This is a genomic window from Pseudomonas sp. S3E17 (assembly GCF_024168685.1).
In the GTDB taxonomy this organism is placed as follows: domain Bacteria; phylum Pseudomonadota; class Gammaproteobacteria; order Pseudomonadales; family Pseudomonadaceae; genus Aquipseudomonas; species Aquipseudomonas marginalis.
Map to the genome: position 1 here is coordinate 3,566,259 of NZ_JALJWE010000001.1, position 18,381 is coordinate 3,584,639.

Genomic DNA, 18,381 nt, shown 5'->3' on the forward strand with positions numbered 1-18,381 from the left:
TTGCCAACTAAGGTTGCCCTAAGGTTGGTTTTGCACTGTTAAATCTCCCACATCTGCTGAGAGCTTTTCCATGCGCAAAATTCTCCTGCTGTCCCTGATTATCGCCAGCCCCCTGGCCGTTGCCGGTCCGCAATGCACCACCGCCGAACGCTCGCAATGGCAAGACGAAAAAACCTTCCAGGACAAGCTCAAGGCCGAAGGCTACGAGATCAGCAAGTTCAAGGTCACCGATGGCAACTGCTACGAGATCTACGGCTTCGACAAGGACAAGCGTAAGGTCGAGATCTACCACGACCCGGTCACCGGCAAGGCCGTGAAGACTGAGATCAAAGGCTGATGCCAGGCGAATCCCTGCGCCTGTGGGACCCACTGGTGAGGCTGTTTCATCTGTCGATCGCCGGGGTCTTCGTCGCCAATTACTTCTTTAACGAAGCGGGCGACGACTGGCACGTCTGGCTGGGCTACTACGCCATGGCCTGGCTGCTGGTACGAACGGTGTGGGGGTTCATCGGGCCGCGCAGTGCACGCTGGGCGGACTTCTGGCCGACCCCGAAACGCTTGAAAACCCATCTGCGCTCGCTGCTCAACCGCCGCCCGCAGCATCGCCTGGGCCATTCGCCCCTCGGTGCGCTGGTGATGCTGTCGATGTTGCTGGCGTTGCTGACCATCGGTGTCAGCGGCTTTTTGATGCAGGAAGTGGATGCCCTGTGGGGCGCCGATTGGCCCCTGCAAATCCATGAGACCGCCGCCAATGTGCTGCTGGGCCTGGTGTGCATCCATGTGCTGGCCGCGGTGTTTGAAAGTATCCAGGTGCGGGACAACCTGCCGTTATCCATGCTCACCGGTCGCAGGAAGCGCCTGCCGGATGAACGTGCGCAGTAATCCTTTTCTCGACAGGTCCTCTATGCGCTCCGCCTTACTGATCTGCAGCCTGCTCGCCGTCTTCGTCGCCGCGTGGCTAAGCCATCCGCCCCATGTGCTGGCCCCCTTTGCCCAAGTGACGCCAAACACCTCGAAGGTGGCGGCGGCGCCGCAATACACCAGCCGTTTTGTGTCCTCGCAGCTCACGGACTTTGTGCACTCTTCCTCCGTCACCGCCCTGCCCGGCGGCGACTTGATGGCCGTGTGGTTTGCCGGTTCGCGGGAAGGCGCCGCCGATGTGCAGGTGCGCACCGCACGCTTCGATGCGCGCAGCGGCGAATGGGGCACCGAGCAGGTGCTGGCCACGCGGGAAAGCACCCGCGACGGCACCCAGCGCTATATCCGCAAACTCGGCAACCCGGTCATCGCCCTCGGGCCGGATAAACGCCTGTGGATGTTTTATGTGTCGGTGTCGGTCGGCGGCTGGGCCACCAGTGCGATCAACCTGATGGTCTCGGATGACCTCGGCGCCAGTTGGTCCGCGCCCCGGCAGTTGGTGACCTCACCGTTTTTCAACATCAGTACCCTGGTACGCGCCGCGCCGGTGTTCCACGCCGACGGCTCCATCGGCCTGCCGGTGTACCACGAGTTCATGGGCAAGTTTGCCGAGTACCTGTACTTGAGTGCCGACGGCGCGGTGATCGACAAATTCCGCATCAGCCGCGGCAAGAATTCCCTGCAACCGACCATCGTGCCGCTGGATGGCAAGCGTGCCGTAGCGATGTTGCGCTACGCCGGCGACACCCACCACCGCGTCCTGGCCAGCCGCACCGAAGATGCGGGGCAAACCTGGAGCGAGCCATACCCGCTGGAACCGGCAAATCCCAATTCATCGTTGGCGGCGGTGGGTACCGAGGATGACGGGCTGCTCGTGGCCCTCAACGACCTGCAGGACGGCCGCTTCAAGCTCAGCCTCTACGGCACCGACGCCCAGCTCAGCCAATGGCGCACCGTGGTGCAACTGGATGAGTCACCCGACCCGCTCGGCCAACCGTTCTCCCCCGATGCCTATAAAGCAATCATCGGCGAAGGCTTCCGCGCCTCCAGCGGCGCCAAACGCCTGCCGCTGGAACAGCGCTTTCTCAGCAACCTCGACTACCGCGTGTGCAAACCCCGGGGCTGCGATTTCGAATACGAGTACCCGTACTTCAGCCGCAGCCCGGACGGCATGTACCACGTGGTGTACTCGTGGAATAACACCTTTATCAAACATGTCAGCTTCAACGAAGCCTGGCTGGCGGAGCGTCTGTGATGGTTTCTGTGTGGCAGGCCCATTTGAGTTTTGTGCTGTTGGGGTTTGTGCTATTGAGCGCGCTCAGGTTTACCGCGCCCTGGCGGCCATGGCTACTGCCGGTGCTGGTGGCGGTCAGTTTTATCCCAGTCAACGCGCTGCCGCTGGCGGCGTATGTGCGCAGTTTTACCGATGACCTGGCCATCTGCACATTGGTGCTGTTGGCGTGGGTCATGCTCTGCCGCCTGGGCTTAGTGCAACCGCTCGCTCGTCGGCATCAGGTGCAGATGTTGCTGCTGTTTGGCTTGCTGAGCCTGGTGCTGTACCCAGCCACGTTGGGCCTGACTTACTTTGACCCGTACCGCTGGGGCTTCAACCCGCGGCCGATGATCGTCCTGGTGGCGGCAGCCGCACTGTTGATGCTGTGGCTGCGTAATACGCTGGCGGCGTGGATGCTGGCGGTGGGCACGTTGGCCTTTGCGTTACGGCTCAAGGCGTCGGAAAACTATTGGGACTATCTGGTCGATCCGTTGCTGACCGGTTACTGCCTGATCGCCGGCGCGGGGCTGCTGATCAGCGCCGCCTGGCGCCCTCTTTTGAAATGGCACCGGGGTCAATGATGAGTGCGTTGCAATCACGCCGCCTGCGCTACGGTCTGGGCGCGATCGGGTTGGTGTTTGTGTTGCTGGCTGCGTTGCGGCTGGTGTTTGTGCTGGTTTTTTCCGGCCTGGACTTGAACACCCCGGCACTGTTGGAAACCCTGGGGATCGGCCTGCGCTTCGACCTGCGCCTGGCGGTGTTGCTCCTGCTGCCGCTGGCCGTGCTGGCGTGGCTGCCGCGCTGGAACCTCACCACTCTGCCGGCCCTGCGCTGGCTGGCGCGCGCTTACCTGGTCATCGCACTGGCGGCAGTAGGGCTGGTGTACATCATCGACTTCGGCCACTACGCCTACCTCGGCGTGCGTATCAATGCGACGGTGCTGCGCTACCTGCAGGATGCGCAGATTTCCCAGCAGATGGTGTGGGAAACCTACCCGGTACTGTGGATAACCGCCTGCTGGCTCGCGGCGGTGGCGCTTTGGGTCTGGGCGTTGGTCTGCCTGGAGCGGTTGACCCTGGATCGAGCGCCCGCCCTTATCGGCAAACCGGCACTGGCGGTGGTGAGTGTGATGGGCGTCGTCGCGGTGCTGCTGGCCCTGCTCGGCCGTGTTGCCCATCTCAACCTGGAAAACCCGGTGCCCCTGCGCTGGAGCGATGCCTTCTTTGCCGGCAACAGCCAACTGGCCGCCGTGGGCCTGAACCCGGTGCTGTTTTTGTATGACACGCTCAAGGTCGGCCAATCGCAGTTCGATGAGGCCCAGGTCCGCCAGTATTACCCGCAAGTCGCCCAATACCTGGGCGTGACCCAGCCCGATGCCCAGTCCCTGGACTTCATCCGCGAACAAACCGTGCAGCCCTATCGACTGGCCGGCGAGCGCCCACCCAACGTGATTTTCGTGATGCTCGAATCCCTCGGCACCAGCGCCGTGGGCGCCTATGGCAACCCGCTCAACCCCACACCGAACCTGGACAAACTGGCGACGCAAAGCTGGTTCTTCAAACACTTCTACGTCCCCGTCACCGGCACCGCGAAAACCGTGTGGGCCAGCATCACCGGCGTGCCCGACGTCACCCGCCAGGAGACCGCCACGCGCAACCCGCTGATCACGCGGCAACACACATTGATCAATGCATTCGAGGGCTACCAGAAGTTCTACATGATCGGCGGCAACGCCGGCTGGGCGAATATCAATGCACTGATCCGCCAGAGCATCGACGATGTGCAACTGTTCGAGGAGAGCGACTGGCAGTCGCCACGGGTAGACGTGTGGGGGATTTCCGACCTGGACCTGTTCAAGGAAGCTGACGATCTGCTGAGCACGCTTCCCAAGGACCAACCGTTCTTTGCCTACCTGCAAACCTCCGGCAACCATCGCCCCTTCACCATCCCCAGGCACAACGATGGCTTCCAGCTCAGCCACGTGACGCTGGAACAGGCCCAGGCCGCGGGGTCCCGCAGTGTCGAGCAGTACAACGCCGTACGCCTGCTGGACTACAACATCGGCCGGCTGATGGACATCGCCAAGGCCGGTGGCTACTACGACAACAGCATTTTTGTGTTCTTCGGCGACCACAACACCCGCATCAGCCAAATCCCGCACATGGCGCCGGCCTTCGAACAGCTGGGCCTGGAAAGTAACAACGTGCCGCTGCTGATCCACGCTCCCGGCCTTGCGCCTCGGGTGATCGAAGAAGCGGTGGGGCTGGCCGACCTGCTGCCCACCGTGGCCGGCATGGCAGGCGTACCGTTCCGCAACGGTGCAATGGGCCGGGACATCCAGCAACCGGCGCCCGAGGGCGAGCGCGTGGTGCCGCTGGTATTGCGCGAAGGCACCTTCCCGATCATCGGCGGCGTAACCCGGCACTTTTTGCTGCAGATGCAGCACGACGGCAGTTCACCCACCTTGCATGACCTGGCATCACTCACCCCGCGTGACGATGTGGCCGCGCAGCACCCCGAGGAATTCCAGCGCCTGCAGGCACTGACCCGTGGGCTGCATGAAAGTGCGCGGTTGATGCTGTTCAGGAATGTGCGTGAGTGATTACTTGGGCTGGAACGTCTCGAGGTACGCCAGGATATTGTCGATTTTTTCCGGGTCGCTGATGCCCCAGAAAATCATGCGCGTACCACTCACCACCTTTTTGGGCGCTTCGATGTAGGCCGCGAGCTTGTCGCGGGTCCAGACCACACCGGAGTTTTTCATCGCGTCCGAATATTGATAGTCGGTGGTGGTACCGGCAGGTCGGCCGATGATGCCGTTGAGCTCCGGGCCAAAGCCACCGCGCGCGCCTTCGCCAACGCTGTGGCAGCCGCCGCAGGTCTTGGTGAAGAGCTTGCCGCCGGCCTCGGCATCGCCGGCGGCATTGGCGGCGCCGGTGTCGAGGATCAGCGCAAGGGTCAGCAGGACGTACTTCATGGGTGACTCCACATCGGTGTTGGCGGCGATTATGCCGGTTTGTCAGGAGCGCATGCCCATCCAGATCACCGCTTCGGTCCACGCCGTAACCACCGGCGTCAGCGCACGAAACCAGGGATCCTGCACATCGATCTGCGCAGCCGAGTGGTCGTGGTGGTGTTGCTCTTCGTCGACGATGGAAGCAATGGCCGCCACGGCCAGCGGGTCTATATCACGTAACGTGTGAAGTTGATGAGCCAGGTGCTTGAGCACCACGCTTTCCACCGCGACGGTGGTGGCAACAATAGCCTTGCGCCCGCACACCCCGGTGAGCAGGCCCAGCACCAGTCCGCCAAAGCCGCACAGCCAGTAGCTGCGGCAGCGTCGGTAACCCCGTCGTTGCAACTCGGCCTGGAACACTGCGCGATGGCGACGTTCGTGGGACAGGAATTCCTCGAGCTCACCCACCATGCCGGGTACAAACAATCGCGCCATAAACAGCTGGCCGCTGTAGATACAGATCGCGCCATGCTCGCCGGCGTGGTCGACTTTGATCATGCGATTGCCCAGGTCAGGGTCGATCAAGGGGGCTGCGGAAGCGTTCACGGTTGACGACCTTGTGCGAGGGCCTACGGGATTCGGGCCGATCCTGATTGCAGAACGCCGGTATCCTGCCGTACCTCCGCGCAAATGCGCAACCTAGACCCTCGAAACTGACCACCCATCGCCCCATACGCATCCAATCGAACCTATCCGCCCCCGTTCCACTCCACCTTACTGAACCCTGATGGTGGAGTAAGGATCATGGCTCAGCCATCGATTTTGGTATTGGAAGACGACGAGATCATTCGGTCGTTGATGGTGGATGTACTGGAGGATTTCGGCGCGGTTGTGACGTCTTTTCCTTCAGCCGATGAAGGAATGATTTACCTGGAACGCGGCGATGATCCGGTGGACTTGATTGTCAGCGATGTGCAGATGCCGGGGCTGCTCAACGGCTATGACTTGAGCCGGGTAGTGGCTCATCGCTGGCCGTCGGTGCCGGTACTGCTCACCTCCGGCAATGCCAAACTTGCACAGCAATTGGGCGGCTCCGTGCGGTTTCTGCCCAAGCCGTGGAGCACCGAACATTTACTTGAGTGTGTGCAAACGGCGCTGACTCAGCAGGGCTCATCCATGCATTGATAGCTTCGCGATATCACTTTTGCCGAACTTCACCGCCTGCCTTGTGGTCACTTGCATCAGCAGGGAGCGACTTTTCTGATCCGCTGGTCAGCCTTTTCGTCTGTGCGTTCAGCCGATGCCCACCTGTTGTGTAGAATTGTCGCCTTTTACAACGCGTCATTCATGGCCGGAAGGCCCACAGTTCGAGCTCATTGCATGCATTCACAGGCCCATGATGGTGGTGCGCCCTCATTGCTGGACGCGTTGCGCGCAGGCACCGGCCTATTGCACGTAGCCTTGGAAGAACGCCTGCCGTTTTTTTCCGAGGAGCTGGATGCCGACTGGTATCGGCGCCTGATCCAGGCGTATTACGGGTTTTACCGGCCGATTGAAGCAGCGCTGTACGGCTGTGAGTTTATCCCTGAAGGCTTCGACCCGGCGTTGCGTATGAAAACACCGACGCTGATCGACGATCTTCACGCCCTTGGCCTGGACGCCTGCGCGATCAACGCCTTGCCGCACTGTGGGCAATTGCCCGCTTTCGACACCCCCGCCGCCTGCCTCGGCGCCTTGTATGTGCTTGAAGGCGCGACCCTGGGCGGCCAGGTACTGCGTCGGGAAATGGCTCGACGCCTGGCGCTGGACGCCGATAACGGAGGGGCGTTCCTTGATGTCTACGGTGCCGAAACCGGTCGGCGCTGGAAAGATTTTCTCGACTACCTGGGCCGTCTGCCGCTGGACGCGCCAGCCAAACAGCGCGCGGTACACGCGGCCCGTTCGACATTCAGCTGCTTTGAGCAATGGCTCGACAGCCAGGAGGTACTGCTATGAAACCCGAAGACTTTGAAGAGCTGCTTGCCAACTGTGCCGACGAGCCCATCCGCTTTCCAGGGGCGATCCAACCCCACGGTGTGCTGCTGACGTTGTCTGAGCCCGACCTGAACATCATTCAAGTCAGCACTAACGTCGCCAGCCTGTTCAACCGCGCCCCCGAGTCGTTGCTGGGCCAGCCACTGCACACGCTGCTCGGTGCCGAGCACGCCCAGGCCGTGCAGGCCATGGCCGAACACAACAGCTTCCTTGATGCGCCGCCTTTGCACGTCACCCTCAACGGCGCCGAGTTCGAAGGCCTGTTGCACCGCCATCAGGACGTGCTGGTGCTGGAATTCGAACCACGGCTCAAGGACTTCCGGCCACGGGCCCTGAAAGGCCGCAGCAGTGACTTGGGCAAGATGCTGCAACGTTTGCAATCAGCGAAAACCCTGCAAGCGCTGTACGAAATCAGCGTGACTGAAATCCAGGCCATGACCGGTTACGACCGGGTGTTGATCTACCGCTTCGAAGAAGAAGGCCATGGCCAGGTGATCGCGGAAGCATCGGCACCGTCCATGGAGCTGTTCAACGGGCTGTTCTTCCCCGCGTCCGATATCCCGGAGCAGGCCCGCGAGCTGTATCGCACCAACTGGCTGCGCATCATCCCGAATGCGGCCTACGAGCCGGTGCCATTGCTGCCCAAGCTGCGCCCGGATACCGGTGAGCCGCTGGATTTGAGCTTTGCCACCCTGCGCAGCGTGTCGCCGATTCACTGCCAGTACATGCAAAACATGGGCGTGCTGTCGTCCATGAGCATTTCGCTGATGAAGGGCGACAAGCTCTGGGGCCTGATCAGTTGCGGCAATCGCGAGCCGCTGCTGGTACCCAATGATTTGCGCATCACCTGCCAGACCATCGGCCAGGTGCTGTCATTGCAGATCAGCGCCATGGAAGCCCTGGACCTGAGCCGTCAGCGGGAAGAAAAAGTCGAGGCCCTGGCGTTGCTGGATAAAGCCATGAAGGCCTCCGAAGAAAACGTGTTCGACGGCCTGGCCCAGCGCGGCCAGGTGCTGATGGACCTGACCTTGTCCGGCGGCGTGGCGATCATCGAAGACAAGCAACTGCACCGCTACGGCAACTGCCCGGAACCGGCGCAGATCCGGGCCTTGCACAAGTGGCTGCAGGACAGCGGCGAGCCGGTGTTCTCCAGCCATAACCTGGTGTCGATCTACCCGCCAGGCGCCGAGTTCCAACAGGTGGCCAGCGGTGTCCTGGCCATGAGCCTGCCAAAGCCTGTGGATAACGGCGTGCTGTGGTTCCGCCCGGAAGTGAAAGAAAACATCAACTGGAGTGGTGACCCGAAAAAGCCGCTCGACCTGGAAAGCTCCGACGCCGGCCTGCGCCTTCGCCCACGTACCTCGTTTGAAATCTGGAAAGTGGAAATGGCCGGTATCTCCACCAAGTGGAGCCATGGCGACCTGTTCGCCGCCAACGACCTGCGTCGCTCTGCCCTGGAGAACGACCTGGCTCGCCAGGTGCTGCGCGAGCAACAGGCCGTGCGCGCCCGCGATGACCTGGTGGCGGTGGTGTCCCACGACCTGCGCAACCCGATGACGGTGATCTCCATGCTCTGCGGCATGATGCAAAAGGCCTTCAGCTCCGACGGCCCGCATACCTCGCGACGCATTTCCTCGGCCATCGACACCATGCAACAGGCCGCCGGACGCATGAACGTCTTGCTGGAAGACTTGCTCGACACCTCGAAAATCGAGGCCGGGCGCTACGTGGTCAAACCCGTGGCCCTGGACGTCAGCCAAATGTTCGAAGAGGCCTACTCCCTGCTCGCGCCGTTGGCGATGGAAAAAGGCATCGACCTGTCGTTCAACGCCGAGCCTGGCCTGCAGATCAACGGCGACCCGGAGCGGCTGTTCCAGGTGCTGTCGAACCTGATCGGCAATGCCATCAAGTTCACTCCGCGCCAGGGCAATATCGGCATCAGTGCGATGACCAACGGTGAAGAGATCGTGTTTTCGGTGCGTGACTCAGGCGAAGGTATTGCGCCTGATCAACTGCCCCACGTGTTTGATCGCTACTGGACCCAATCGGAAAACAATCCCACCGGCACCGGCCTGGGGCTGTATATCACCCAGGGGATTGTCCAGGCCCATGGCGGCAAGATCATGGCTGAAAGTGAAGTGGGGCGTGGCAGTGAGTTCCGGTTTACGGTGCCGAAGGTGATTGCGGACTCCCATACCTGACCGCCCCTGTGGCGAGCTCCGGTTACACCGGCAACACCACCACCGCCTCCAACCCTCCACCCTGGCGCTCCGACAGGGTGAGTGTGCCGCCGTGTTCCAGCACAATCGCACGGGCGGTAGACAGCCCAAGTCCGACGCCGCCGGTGCTTTTGTTGCGTGAATTTTCAAGGCGGTAGAACGGCAGGAACACCTGTTCGCGATACTGCACCGCAATCCCCGGGCCGCGATCCAGCACGCGGATCACCACTTCGGCCGGCCCTTGTTGCAGTTCGATTTCCGGCGCCCGGCCGTAGTGGATGGCATTGTCCATCAGGTTGGTCATCACCCGCTTGAGGCCCAAGGGCCGGCCAAAGTACACCAGGCGCGGCGGTCCGCTGAAAGCCAGTTCAATCGCCTGGTCGCGGTAGTCGTCGATCAGGGTTTGCAGCAGTTCCGCCAGATCCAGCTGGGTGGCCTGCTCCAGGCGTGCGTCGTCGCGGAAGAACGCCAGGGCCGTGTTGATCATGGCCTGCATTTCATCGACATCATTGAACAGCCGGCGTTGCTGGTCGGCATCTTCGATGAATTCACCGCGCAGGCGCAGGCGGGTCAGGGGCGCACGCAGGTCGTGGGAGATGGCCGCGAGCATTTGCGTGCGGTCCTGGATAAAGTGCCGCAACTGCGCCTGCATGCCGTTGAACGCGAGGATCGCCTGGCGGATTTCGTGGGGCCCGACCGGTTCGATGGGCGGCGCGCGGAAGTCGGCGCCAAAGCGCCGCGCGCCCTGGGCGAAGTGTTGCAGGGGGCGAGCCAGGCGACGGGTCGCGACCAGGGTGACCAGCGCGGTGGAGATCAGCACCAGCAACACCACGATCACACTGCGTGCACCCTCGTCCAAACCCCAGCTGCGCGCACGTGCGCTGAACATCAGCCAGGATTGATCGGCCAGTTGCATCAGGAGCACATACTGCCCGTTGCCACCTGGCCAGTCGGACGGTTCGTAGGCTTCCATGGGCCGGGTCGGTCCCTGAAGCAGGTGCTTGAACGCTTGCTCCCCCGAATCAAAGTCCGGGTCGTTCAGCACGGGCAAATCAAAGGCCGCGCGCTGCGCTACCCACGTCACGCTGAAGGACTCATCGCCCATCACCTGAGCCAGGTGTGCTCGCTGGGCAGGCTGCGACGCCTCGACCGCGCGCACCACCACGGCGATCTTTTCCAGCAAGCCGATTTCGGTCAACGGTGGTCGTGCCCACACGCCCGCCAATTGTACGAACAGGGCGTTAAGCGCCAGCGCGGTAAACATCGCAACCAGGATGGTCAGGGCGATCCAGCGCGCTACGGTGTCACGCGGGCGGCGACTCATGAACGGCTCACGCTGGCCGTGAATTGATAACCGCCATTGCGCACGGTGCGGATCATGGCCGGGCGCTTGGTATCGAATTCCAGCTTGCGCCGCAGGCGGCTGACCTGCACGTCGATGCTGCGGTCGAACGCGTCATGGCTATGGCCCCGCGCCAGGTTGAGCAGTTGTTCGCGGGTCAACACGCGCTGGGGGTGTTCGACAAAGACCAGCAGCAGGTCGAATTCGCCGGATGACAGCGGGATCATCACCTCGTCGGGGGAGCGCAGTTCACGGCGCGTAACGTCCAGTTGCCAGCCCGCAAAGCGAATCAAGGGACGGGCAGACTCGCCCAACACCGGCCCCCCCTCGCCTGCCCGACGCAATACCGCACGCACCCGCGCCAGCAGTTCACGGGCGTCGAAGGGTTTGCTCAGGTAATCGTCAGCGCCCATTTCCAGGCCTACCACGCGGTCACTGAGTTCGCCCATGGCGGTGAGCATGATCACCGGTGTTGCGTACTGCTGGCGCAGGCGCTGGCACAGCAACAGGCCGTTTTCCCCCGGCAGCATCAGGTCAAGGATGATCAGGTCTGCAGGATGACGCTCCATGGCGGCCCACAGTTCGGTACCACCGGCGACGGTCTCGACCGCATAGCCATGTTGCATAAAGAATTTCTTCAGCAGCGCGAGGACTTCAAGGTCATCGTCCACGATCAAAAGGTTGCTCACAGGCGGGCATCACTGGGTGTTGTCGATGCGCCATCTAAAACCATTCGGCGCAGCCCGTCATATATTTCAATCGTGCAATAAAGCGTCAGCGCCGCAATAAACCAGACATCTTTGCGCAAGGGACGGCTGCCAGCATCGGCCTCCCTTTTGCGGAGACCGTGCTTATGCGCTCGCTGACCTATCCCCGGCACCTGGCTCGTCAGGTCGTGCTGTTGTTGACCGTGTCTTACCTCACGGGCTGCGCCAGCCCGGCCCCCTCGGGCACCACCACCCGCTGCGCACAGGTGAATTACCCGGTGTATGACCCGGCCGAACCGCTCAATCGCGGGGTGTTTGCCTTCAACCGGACGGTGGATAACTACGCCCTGGCGCCGGTAGCACGTGGCTACCGCTACCTGCCGGATTTTTTCCAGCAGGGTGTGCATAACTTCGCGAGCAACTTCAGCGAGCCGAAGGTGTTTATCAATGACCTGTTGCAAGGCAACCCAAGGCGCTCGGTCAATACCCTTGGGCGTTTTGCGCTGAATACCACAGTAGGGGTGGTGGGACTGATCGATGTATCAGACCGCGTGGGCATCCCGCGCCATAGCGCCGACTTCGGCCAGACATTCGGCGTGTGGGGCATCGGCAACGGGCCGATTGTCGAACTGCCACTGCTGGGTACCAGCAACAGCCGCGATGCGGCAGGCAAAGTCTTGAGTTTCCTGGTCTCGCCGTTGGGAGACAGTGACACCGTGCAGACCCTGGGCACCCTCAGCCTGGTGGGGGGGACCGTGGACACGCGGGCATCGCTGTTGCCGCTCACCGACAGCCTGCAAAAATTGCCGGACTACTACAGTGCATTACGTAACGTGGTCGCGCAAAACCGCGCGGCCTTTGTGCTGGAAGGCAAGCGCGGCGCGACTTCCCCCAAAGTTGACGAATGCACCAAAAGCAGCGCTGATGATTTCTGAGGGGAATAACACGCCGTCGTCATCATTTGCAGCGAGGCGTTTATAGTTCCCCCCTCTTACCCTTCTGTAGGCTTGACTGCGCTTCACTGCTCACGGTGAGGTGTCCAACCGACAGAAGGATTTCCCCATGATTGACTCCATCTTTCACACACTGAATATGAATCGCGCACTGAATGTGCGGCAAGAGTCTGAGGCGCACCGGCGCCAGAATCGCAGCATCGAACCCATTCAGGAGAGATCCTCCACCATCGAATTGGGCGGCATCGCAGCGAAAGACACGCACAAGAATCAGGGCACACTGGTTAGCATTGGAGGAAAACTGCTTTGACACATCACAAAGGGCAGCCATCCGGGCTGCCCTTTGCGCCGTATTAACAAAATGCTGACATTCACTGCGATAACCTCGCCGGTTCTATAGCGCCTGGAGCCTCTGCCTACATGTCTCAACCAGATACTTTGCCCGACGTTCTGGCAGGCCCGTTACTGCGGCGCCTGGAGCCCCGACGGCTGGTGCTGTGGCTGGTGGGCAGCCGGGCGCTGGCACTGACCCTGAAGCTGTACATCGACGGGCAGCCCCGCGATATCCCGCTGGATCAGGGCCAATGCAAAACCGTACCCGTAGGCCGCCACGCCGTTATTCATTTGATCGATGTACCGTTGGACGACGCCCTGCCCTTGGACGTGGGGATCGGCTATGACCTGCTGATTGAAGACACCGGCATTACCGAATGGGCACCGCACCTGCTGTACACCGACACACACTGCCCAAGTTTTGTACTGCACAGCCACATCCATCAGTTGGTACACGGCTCCTGCCGCAAACCTCACCACAGCGCCGACGAAGGCCTGCTCTGTGTCGATCGGCTGCTGGCCGATGCGCCGACCCCGGCCGACCGCCCAGCCTTGCTGATGATGAGCGGCGACCAGGTGTACGCCGACGATGTGGCCGGGCCGATGTTGCGGGCGATCCATGGGCTGATTGCGCGCCTGGGCCTGTTCGACGAGTACCTGGAAGGCGCGGTGGTAGACGACAGCGCCAGCCTCTACGGGCATCACGCCAGCTACTACCACCGCGCGGACCTGCTACCCGCGCTGGACAGCAACGAGACCCTGCGCGAACGTTTTTTTGGCGGCGTGAAAAAGCCGATTTTCACCAGCAGCACCGCCGACAATCACCTGGTGACGTTCGCCGAAGTCATGGCGATGTACCTGCTGGTGTGGTCGCCCACCCCCTGGTCCCTGATCACCGTACAGCCACCGCAACTGAACGCCGATGAAGCTGCGCGCTATGCCCGCGAACAGGTGCAGGTGGATAAATTCCGCGATGGCTTGCCGGGCGTGGCACGGGTATTCGCCCATCTGCCCACCCTGATGATCTTTGACGATCACGACATCACCGACGACTGGAACCTCAGCGCGCAATGGGAAGAAACCGCTTACGGCCATCCGTTCTCCAGACGCATCATCGGTAACGCCCTGCTGGCGTACCTGCTGTGCCAGGGCTGGGGCAATAACCCGGACGCCTTTGATGAGCTGGTGGGCCACACCCAGGCACTGGCCACCCAGGCGCAGAACAATCATTTGGACGCCCAGGCACAGGATGCTTTGCTCGCGGCGCTGCTGAAGTTCCAGCAGTGGCACTACGTACTGCCCACCACCCCGGCCCTGGTGGTGCTCGACACCCGCACCCGGCGCTGGCGCAGCGAATTCACCCTCAAGCAACCCTCCGGCCTGCTGGACTGGGAAGCCTTGAGCGAACTGCAACAGGAACTGCTCGACCATCCCTCGGCCATCATCGTCTCCCCCGCGCCGATCTTCGGCGTCAAGCTGATCGAGACCGTGCAGAAAATCTTCAGCTGGTGCGGCCACCCGTTGCTGGTGGACGCAGAAAACTGGATGGCCCATCGCGGTGCGGCCCAGGTGATCCTCAACATCTTTCGTCACTCGCGCACACCGGGTAACTACGTGATCCTCTCGGGGGATGTGCACTATTCGTTCGTCTATGAAGTGCTGATCCGCCATCGCAACGCCGGCCCCAGGATCTGGCAGATCACCAGCAGCGGCATCAAGAATGAATTCCCGCCGCGCTTGCTGGAATGGTTCGACCGCCTCAATCGCTGGCTGTACTCGCCACGCTCCCCCCTCAACTGGTTCACTCGCCGCCGCACCATGCAGGTGGTGCCGCATATCCCGGAGCATGCCGAGGCCGGTGAACGGTTATGGAATTCAGCAGGCATCGGCCAAGTGTTCTTCAACGAGCGGGGGCAGCCTGACACGATCTACCAGCACAACGCCGACGGGAAGGCGCGTACGAGGATGATCGCGCCGAAGCAATAGCCCATGGCCACCCTCCTGTAGCCGTCCATCCGCCCTATTCAAAGCGCACAAGCTCCGTTGTACAGTAGCTCCAGCCACGGAGTATCGGCATCAATATGACTGGCCTTGGACGCCAGCCCATGCAAGGAGCGCACAGATGGACGATACCTCCGACAACGGTAATTTCTCCCACCTCAATGCCGACATGCTGCATACCGTGCTGGAGCTGGTCAGCGACGGGATCTGGGACTGGAACGCCAATACCGGGTTCGTCTACCGCAACCCGGGTTGGTACGAAATGCTGGGCTACCCCCGCCATTCCCTGGAAAACAGCGTGTTCACCTGGGAGACCGTCATCCACCCGGAAGACTACCCCCACGTGATGACGCTGTTCGATGACTACATCCACCGTCGCGCCCCCCATTATCAAATCGAATACCGTTGCCGCAAAAAAGATGGCAGCTACCTGTGGATCGAAGACCGGGGCTACGTGATTGCCCGTAACCCAGATGGCTCGGTGGCGCGGATGGTCGGCGCCCATCGCGATATTCATATACGCAAGTGCTCCGTCGAACAGCTGGAGCGGCGCAACCAATCCCTTGAGGCACTGGTGGCCGAGCGCACGCGCGAGTTGTCACGGGTCAACCAGCAGTTGCAATTACAGCTGGACGAAAACCGCTCCCTGGCCGAACGGGATGCCCTGACCCTTGTTGCCAACCGCTATCGCCTGGAAAAAGTCCTGCTGGAAGAGTGCGACCGTGCCCAGCGTTTTCGCCTGCCGCTGGCATTGATCGCGATGGATATCGATGACTTCAAGCCCATCAACGACCGGCACGGGCACGGCGTCGGCGACCAGACCCTGGTGCAGGTCGTGGAATGCCTGGAAAGCTGCCTGCGCCAAGGCGACCTGCTGGCCCGCTGGGGGGGCGACGAGTTCATGGTGGTCCTGCCCAAGAGTTCGCTGGAAACCGCCACGCAGTTGGCCGAGACCATCTGCCAGACGATGCGCAAGCGGCCGATGCGCGGCGACCTGCCCGTGACCCTGAGCCTGGGTGTGGCCGAGCGCCATATGGATGAGTCCCCCGCCGCCCTGATGGCGCGTGCCGATCAGGCGTTGTATCGCGCCAAGGCCGCGGGGAAAGATGGCGTGTCGGCGTAAGCCGAGCCTGTCAGCGCACCGGTGGCGCGTACTGGATGCCGCCGTTGCTCCACAGGGCATTGAGCCCGCGCTTGATCTTCAACACACTGCCTTGGCCGATGTTGCGCTCGAACACTTCACCGTAGTTACCCACCTGCTTGACGATCTGCACCACCCAATCCTTGCGCAGCTTGAGGTCCTTGCCGTACTCGCCGTCGGCGCCCAGCAGTCGCGCTACATCCGGATTTTTCGTGGTCTTGGCCTGCTCTTCGACGTTCTGCGAGGTGATGCCCATCTCCTCGGCGTTGATCATCGCAAACAGGGTCCACTTGACGATGCTGAACCACTCGTCATCGCCCTTGCGCACCAGTGGCCCCAGCGGCTCCTTGGAAATCACTTCCGGCAACACCACGAACTCATCCGGGTGGGCCATCTTGATCCGTTGGGCATACAGCCCCGACTGGTCGGTGGTAAGCACATCGCAACGCCCGGCTTCAAGGCCCTTGGCGCTTTCGTCGGCGGTGTCGAAGGTGATCGGCGTGAACTTCATGCCATGGGTACGAAAATAGTCGGAAACGTTGAGTTCGGTGGTCGTGCCGGCCTGGATGCACACGGTTGCACCGTCCAGTTGTCTGGCGGCGGTGACCCCCAGTTTGTTGTTCACCAGAAAGCCGATGCCGTCATAGTAGGTCACCCCCGTGAACACCAGGCCCATGCCCGAGTCGCGGGAGCTGGTCCAGGTGGTGTTGCGCGAAATCACGTCGATTTCGCCGGACTGCAGGGCAGTGAAACGCTCCTTGGCGGTCAATTGGGTGAACTTCACTTTGGATGCGTCACCGAATACGGCGGCCGCAACGGCGTGGCACACGTCCACATCGATGCCGGTCATCCTGCCCTGGCTGTCAGGCACGCCAAAACCTGGCAACCCGTCGCTGACCCCGCACTGGATAAACCCTTTTTTCTGGATCGCGTCCAGGGTCGAACCGGCGTGCGCGGTGCCGGCCAGGCCAAACACGGCGGCGGCACTGATCATGGCCAAGGTAATGTTGAATCGGTTCATGCGAGGCTCTCCCTGTCGTTTCTTGTTATTCGGCGCCACACCGCCCGCGCCGGCTTCTGATGCTGCCGAGGGAGTATCGACGGGTTTACCGCGTGGCCACAAACGACCTTTTGGCAACAGCTCCTTCCGATTTGGAATGACCCGGCGACTTTATTTCGTTTGCGGCAGGGCCTGGCCCACGGCTTAGATAAAAATACGCCCGCCACTGCCGAGTCCGAGATTCATGAGCCGCGAAACCATCAGCCAGTCGATTTCCATCGTTCATCCCATCAGCCTCAGCCATGGCAGCAACGCCGAGGTCTGGGACACCACGGGCAAACGCTATATCGATTTTGTCGGCGGGATCGGCGTGCTCAACCTTGGCCATTGCCACCCGGGCGTGGTGGCGGCGATTCGTGAACAGGCGACGAAGTTGACCCACTATGCGTTCAACGCTGCACCGCACACGCCCTACATCGAACTGATGGATCGCCTGACCGGGTTTATCCCGGTGGACTACCCCGTCAGCGGCATGCTCACCAACAGCGGTGCGGAAGCGGCAGAAAACGCCTTGAAGATCGTGCGCGGCGCCACCGGCCGCACGGCGGTGATCGCCTTTGACGGTGCCTTCCACGGCCGCACCCTGGCCACCCTCAACCTCAATGGCAAGGTGGCGCCCTACAAACAAAAGGTCGGCGTCCTGCCCGGCCCGGTGTATCACCTGCCCTACCCCAGCGCCGATAACGGCGTGAACTGCGCTGAAGCGCTGAAAGCCATGGACCGCTTGTTCAGCGTGGAAATCGACGTCGGTGACGTCGCCTGTTTCATCATCGAGCCGGTGCAGGGCGAAGGCGGTTTCCTGGCGCTGGATATCGAGTTTGCCCAGGCCCTGCGGCGCTTTTGCGATGAACACAATATCCTGCTGATTGCCGATGAGATCCAATCGGGCTTCGGGCGCACCGGCCAGCGTTTCGCCTTCTCACGCCTGGGCATCGAACCGGATCTGATCCTGCTGGGCAAAAGCATCGCCGGCGGCGTGCCGCTGGGTGCGGTGGTCGGGCGCAAGGCCTTGATGGACAACCTGCCCAAAGGCGGCCTCGGTGGTACTTACTCGGGTAACCCCATCGCTTGCGCAGCGGCATTGGCCACCCTCGATGCGATGACGGACGAACACTTGCAGGTCTGGGGCTCGCAACAGGAAGAGGCGATCGTTGGCCGCTATGCCGCCTGGCGTTCGCAGCACCTGTCGCCGTACCTGGGCCGCCTGACCGGCGTCGGTGCCATGCGCGGCATCGAACTGGCCAACGCCGACGGCACGCCTGCGCCCCGGCAACTGACCCAATTGCTGAGCCTGGCGCGAGACGCCGGGCTGTTGTTGATGCCCAGCGGCAAGTCGCGGCACATCGTGCGCTTGCTGGCACCGCTGACCATCGAGCCTGCGGTGCTGGAAGAAGGACTGGATATTCTCCAGGCGTGCCTGAAGCAGTTGGTTTGACGCCCTGCA

18 protein-coding genes are annotated in these 18,381 nt (G+C 61.8%); 13 read left to right on the plus strand and 5 right to left on the minus strand.

Features of this window, described 5'->3' with window-relative positions:
• Nucleotides 1-70: 70 nt before the first annotated feature.
• The 5 genes from J3D60_RS15910 to J3D60_RS15930 are packed head-to-tail and all read left to right on the plus strand — an operon-like array spanning nt 71 to nt 4,793.
• Nucleotides 71-337, plus strand: a complete 267-nt coding sequence (locus J3D60_RS15910) for a PepSY domain-containing protein (RefSeq protein ID WP_167656666.1) — start codon at nt 71-73, stop codon at nt 335-337.
• Nucleotides 337-882: a cytochrome b/b6 domain-containing protein gene (locus J3D60_RS15915; protein ID WP_065939042.1), complete on the plus strand. Its 546-nt coding sequence runs from the start codon at nt 337-339 to the stop codon at nt 880-882. Before J3D60_RS15910 ends, J3D60_RS15915 begins: the two co-directional genes overlap by 1 nt.
• Before the next feature lie 22 nt (nt 883-904).
• Nucleotides 905-2,173, plus strand: a complete 1,269-nt coding sequence (locus tag J3D60_RS15920) for an exo-alpha-sialidase (RefSeq protein ID WP_253491960.1) — start codon at nt 905-907, stop codon at nt 2,171-2,173.
• Entirely contained in the window at nt 2,173-2,772 is a 600-nt protein-coding gene (locus J3D60_RS15925) for a hypothetical protein (RefSeq protein WP_065939040.1), read from the plus strand. The genes J3D60_RS15920 and J3D60_RS15925 overlap by 1 nt, the downstream gene beginning before the upstream one ends.
• Nucleotides 2,772-4,793, plus strand: a complete 2,022-nt coding sequence (locus J3D60_RS15930; protein ID WP_253491961.1) for an LTA synthase family protein — start codon at nt 2,772-2,774, stop codon at nt 4,791-4,793. The genes J3D60_RS15925 and J3D60_RS15930 overlap by 1 nt, the downstream gene beginning before the upstream one ends.
• Here the strand turns inward: J3D60_RS15930 and J3D60_RS15935 are convergent, their stop codons facing one another.
• Both J3D60_RS15935 and J3D60_RS15940 read right to left on the minus strand, forming a co-directional pair.
• Complete coding sequence (locus J3D60_RS15935; RefSeq protein WP_141155962.1) at nt 4,794-5,168, minus strand: cytochrome c family protein; 375 nt, start codon at nt 5,166-5,168, stop codon at nt 4,794-4,796. It abuts the gene before it with no gap.
• Between the two features lie 42 nt (nt 5,169-5,210).
• Nucleotides 5,211-5,753, minus strand: a complete 543-nt coding sequence (locus J3D60_RS15940) for a demethoxyubiquinone hydroxylase family protein (RefSeq protein ID WP_253491962.1) — start codon at nt 5,751-5,753, stop codon at nt 5,211-5,213.
• A 198-nt stretch (nt 5,754-5,951) separates the two neighbouring features.
• On the opposite strand from J3D60_RS15940, the gene J3D60_RS15945 reads away from it, so the two are divergent.
• The 3 genes from J3D60_RS15945 to J3D60_RS15955 all read left to right on the plus strand — a co-directional run bounded on the left by J3D60_RS15945 (nt 5,952) and on the right by J3D60_RS15955 (nt 9,382).
• Nucleotides 5,952-6,332, plus strand: a complete 381-nt coding sequence (locus J3D60_RS15945; protein ID WP_027607604.1) for a response regulator — start codon at nt 5,952-5,954, stop codon at nt 6,330-6,332.
• Between the two features lie 195 nt (nt 6,333-6,527).
• Complete coding sequence (locus J3D60_RS15950; protein ID WP_115488669.1) at nt 6,528-7,142, plus strand: biliverdin-producing heme oxygenase; 615 nt, start codon at nt 6,528-6,530, stop codon at nt 7,140-7,142.
• A complete protein-coding gene (locus J3D60_RS15955) occupies nt 7,139-9,382 on the plus strand; it encodes an ATP-binding protein (RefSeq protein WP_253491964.1) in 2,244 nt (747 codons plus the stop codon). The genes J3D60_RS15950 and J3D60_RS15955 overlap by 4 nt, the downstream gene beginning before the upstream one ends.
• Nucleotides 9,383-9,404: 22 nt before the next feature.
• On the opposite strand, the gene J3D60_RS15960 is transcribed toward J3D60_RS15955, so the two are convergent.
• On the minus strand, nt 9,405-10,724 hold the full coding sequence (locus J3D60_RS15960; RefSeq protein ID WP_065939037.1) for an ATP-binding protein: 1,320 nt from the start codon (nt 10,722-10,724) through the stop codon (nt 9,405-9,407).
• Nucleotides 10,721-11,431 (minus strand): response regulator, encoded by a 711-nt coding sequence (locus J3D60_RS15965; RefSeq protein ID WP_253491976.1) that lies wholly within the window; start codon nt 11,429-11,431, stop codon nt 10,721-10,723. The genes J3D60_RS15960 and J3D60_RS15965 overlap by 4 nt, the downstream gene beginning before the upstream one ends.
• A 164-nt stretch (nt 11,432-11,595) precedes the next feature.
• Between J3D60_RS15965 and J3D60_RS15970 the strand changes: the two genes are divergently transcribed.
• The 4 genes from J3D60_RS15970 to J3D60_RS15985 all read left to right on the plus strand — a co-directional run bounded on the left by J3D60_RS15970 (nt 11,596) and on the right by J3D60_RS15985 (nt 15,859).
• The gene (locus tag J3D60_RS15970) at nt 11,596-12,384 is read left to right on the plus strand and encodes a VacJ family lipoprotein (protein WP_253491977.1); all 789 of its coding nucleotides are present in this window, start codon (nt 11,596-11,598) and stop codon (nt 12,382-12,384) included.
• 127 nt (nt 12,385-12,511) lie between these two features.
• Nucleotides 12,512-12,712 (plus strand): hypothetical protein, encoded by a 201-nt coding sequence (locus J3D60_RS15975; RefSeq protein WP_065939035.1) that lies wholly within the window; start codon nt 12,512-12,514, stop codon nt 12,710-12,712.
• 110 nt (nt 12,713-12,822) lie between these two features.
• Complete coding sequence (locus J3D60_RS15980) at nt 12,823-14,721, plus strand: alkaline phosphatase D family protein (protein ID WP_253491978.1); 1,899 nt, start codon at nt 12,823-12,825, stop codon at nt 14,719-14,721.
• Nucleotides 14,722-14,857: 136 nt separating this feature from the next.
• Nucleotides 14,858-15,859 carry a diguanylate cyclase gene (locus tag J3D60_RS15985; RefSeq protein WP_065939033.1) on the plus strand — a complete coding sequence of 334 codons (1,002 nt, stop codon included), beginning with the start codon at nt 14,858-14,860 and terminating at the stop codon, nt 15,857-15,859.
• A 10-nt stretch (nt 15,860-15,869) separates the two neighbouring features.
• On the opposite strand, the gene J3D60_RS15990 is transcribed toward J3D60_RS15985, so the two are convergent.
• Nucleotides 15,870-16,898 (minus strand): amino acid ABC transporter substrate-binding protein, encoded by a 1,029-nt coding sequence (locus J3D60_RS15990; protein ID WP_253491979.1) that lies wholly within the window; start codon nt 16,896-16,898, stop codon nt 15,870-15,872.
• Nucleotides 16,899-17,121: 223 nt separating this feature from the next.
• Here J3D60_RS15990 and J3D60_RS15995 point away from each other — a divergent pair, with 223 nt between their 5' ends.
• On the plus strand, nt 17,122-18,372 hold the full coding sequence (locus J3D60_RS15995) for an aspartate aminotransferase family protein (protein ID WP_253491980.1): 1,251 nt from the start codon (nt 17,122-17,124) through the stop codon (nt 18,370-18,372).
• The last annotated feature ends 9 nt before the right edge of the window (nt 18,373-18,381 follow it).

Excerpts from the sequence above, each read along its gene's own strand:
- J3D60_RS15920 (WP_253491960.1), top strand. The coding sequence starts at position 905 with ATGCGCTCCGCCTTACTGATCTGCAGCCTGCTCGCCGTCTTCGTCGCC.
- J3D60_RS15910 (WP_167656666.1), top strand. The coding sequence starts at position 71 with ATGCGCAAAATTCTCCTGCTGTCCCTGATTATCGCCAGCCCCCTGGCC.
- J3D60_RS15960 (WP_065939037.1), bottom strand. The coding sequence starts at position 10,724 with ATGAGTCGCCGCCCGCGTGACACCGTAGCGCGCTGGATCGCCCTGACC.
- J3D60_RS15950 (WP_115488669.1), top strand. The coding sequence starts at position 6,528 with ATGCATTCACAGGCCCATGATGGTGGTGCGCCCTCATTGCTGGACGCG.
- J3D60_RS15930 (WP_253491961.1), top strand. The coding sequence starts at position 2,772 with ATGAGTGCGTTGCAATCACGCCGCCTGCGCTACGGTCTGGGCGCGATC.
- J3D60_RS15915 (WP_065939042.1), top strand. The coding sequence starts at position 337 with ATGCCAGGCGAATCCCTGCGCCTGTGGGACCCACTGGTGAGGCTGTTT.
- J3D60_RS15935 (WP_141155962.1), bottom strand. The coding sequence starts at position 5,168 with ATGAAGTACGTCCTGCTGACCCTTGCGCTGATCCTCGACACCGGCGCC.
- J3D60_RS15970 (WP_253491977.1), top strand. The coding sequence starts at position 11,596 with ATGCGCTCGCTGACCTATCCCCGGCACCTGGCTCGTCAGGTCGTGCTG.
- J3D60_RS15995 (WP_253491980.1), top strand. The coding sequence starts at position 17,122 with ATGAGCCGCGAAACCATCAGCCAGTCGATTTCCATCGTTCATCCCATC.
- J3D60_RS15990 (WP_253491979.1), bottom strand. The coding sequence starts at position 16,898 with ATGAACCGATTCAACATTACCTTGGCCATGATCAGTGCCGCCGCCGTG.
- J3D60_RS15980 (WP_253491978.1), top strand. The coding sequence starts at position 12,823 with ATGTCTCAACCAGATACTTTGCCCGACGTTCTGGCAGGCCCGTTACTG.
- J3D60_RS15975 (WP_065939035.1), top strand. The coding sequence starts at position 12,512 with ATGATTGACTCCATCTTTCACACACTGAATATGAATCGCGCACTGAAT.
- J3D60_RS15955 (WP_253491964.1), top strand. The coding sequence starts at position 7,139 with ATGAAACCCGAAGACTTTGAAGAGCTGCTTGCCAACTGTGCCGACGAG.
- J3D60_RS15985 (WP_065939033.1), top strand. The coding sequence starts at position 14,858 with ATGGACGATACCTCCGACAACGGTAATTTCTCCCACCTCAATGCCGAC.
- J3D60_RS15945 (WP_027607604.1), top strand. The coding sequence starts at position 5,952 with ATGGCTCAGCCATCGATTTTGGTATTGGAAGACGACGAGATCATTCGG.
- J3D60_RS15925 (WP_065939040.1), top strand. The coding sequence starts at position 2,173 with ATGGTTTCTGTGTGGCAGGCCCATTTGAGTTTTGTGCTGTTGGGGTTT.